Annotated in this window: 2 protein-coding genes; both read right to left on the bottom strand. The window is 72.7% G+C overall.

The annotated features are described in order from the left end of the window. Positions 1-722: MSMEG_0568 family radical SAM protein (locus G6017_RS13545; protein ID WP_182617822.1), on the bottom strand; the 722-nt coding region annotated here is incomplete at its 3' end. Then, a partial coding sequence (locus tag G6017_RS13540; RefSeq protein ID WP_182617820.1) for a SidA/IucD/PvdA family monooxygenase occupies positions 719-1,588 on the bottom strand: 870 nt, incomplete at its 5' end. The genes G6017_RS13545 and G6017_RS13540, both read right to left, overlap by 4 nt.

Below are 1,588 nucleotides of genomic sequence, written 5' to 3'. Positions count from 1 at the left end.
GTCGACTTCCCGGGCATCCACCGCCGCCGGGCGTCGTCGTCGAGCGACTCGACGTGGATGCCGATCGCGTCGGCACCGGCCTCACGCAGGTCGGTGAGGACCGCCAGGTCGGCGGGCGGTTCACACTGGACCTGGATCGGCAGCCCCGGGACCGCCGCTCTGACGGCGCGGACGCAGCGGGCCAGATGCGCGGCCCCGCGGTCGCGTCCCGCCGACGTCCCGGTGGTCATGACCATCTGGGTGACCCCGTCGAGGTCCACGGCGGCGCGGGCGACCTCGGCCAGCTGCTCGGGCAGCTTGACCGGCACCGTCGTACCCGCGCGCAGCGACTCCTCGATCGAGCAGAACCGGCAGCGCTCCTCGCGGCGGTAGCGGATGCAGGTCTGCACCACGGTCGTGGCCAGGACGTCGCGGCCGTGGAGGCGCGCGATCTTCTCGTAGGGGACCCCGTCGGAGGTCGTGCGGTCGTAGAAGCGGGGACGGCCGATCGCGGAGATCTCCAGACCGGTGTCGACGCCGTCACGCAGGACCCGGTCGCCGTCGAAGACGAAGGGGCTGTCGGGGTTGCGGGGGATCGCCGCGTCGCGCCCGGAGACGACGAGGTGTCCGTCGTCGCTGGGGCCCGCGCCCCCGCTGCGGTGCAGCGGAGGGGTGCCCCGGATGCCGAGCAGGGCCAGGTCGACCCGGGTCGAGGTGGACGCTCCGGTGGTGGAGGTGGTCATGATGCCCGTTCCTCTCGGGTGGCGTGACGGCGGGCGATGATGCCCTCGGCCAGGTGCGCCGCGTCGCGGTCGATGCCGAGGAAGCGGCCCGAACCCCAGGTGTGCATCCAGGGCAGGCCGATGAAGGACAGGCCGGGTACCTCCGTCACGCCGCGGGTCTGCATGGGGTGGCCGGCGCCGTCGAACGCGCTCGCCTCGATCCAGCGGTAGTCGGGCCGGTAACCGATCGCCCAGATGATCGTGGTGACGCCCTCCGCGGCGAGGTCGAGGGACGTCGGGTCGGACTCGGGCGCCCACACCGGCTGGTACCTCGACGGCGGCGGGGCGTCGATCCCGTGTGCGTCGATGTGCCGGTCGATGTCGGCGCAGATCGAGTTGTACACCCGGTCTGCGGAGTCCAACGCCTCGGTGAGTGAGGGGTCGAACCGCAGTTCCGTGCCCTCTCCGGCGGTCAGTGTCCCGTACAGCCGCATGCCCTCGGCGGCGAATCGCCGCAGGTCCACGTCCCGCCCGCCGTCGCGGCCGGTGACGTAGTGGTTGGTCTTCTCCTGCGCGGCCTTACCGCCGGGGTACTGCTGTGCCGGGGTGTCGTACAGCCCCATGTCCGCGAGCCAGGTCATGCAGTCCCGGCCCCGGTAGAACCGGGCGACGCGCGGGGCGTTGCCCACCGCCAGGTGGACCCGGCGACCGGCGAGGTGCAGGTCCTCGGCGATCTGAGCTCCGGACTGGCCTGATCCCACCACCAGGACCGCGCCCTCGGCCAGCTGGTCGGGGTTGCGGTACTGCTCGGAGTGCAGCTGCGTCACGGCGGGGTCGAGGAACGAGGCGTAGGGCGGGATCACGGGGACCGGGTAGCCGCCGGTGGC

This window comes from Dietzia sp. B44 (assembly GCF_014145245.1).
GTDB classification, from domain to species: domain Bacteria; phylum Actinomycetota; class Actinomycetes; order Mycobacteriales; family Mycobacteriaceae; genus Dietzia; species Dietzia natronolimnaea.
This window is presented reverse-complemented; position numbering and strand designations above follow the sequence as displayed.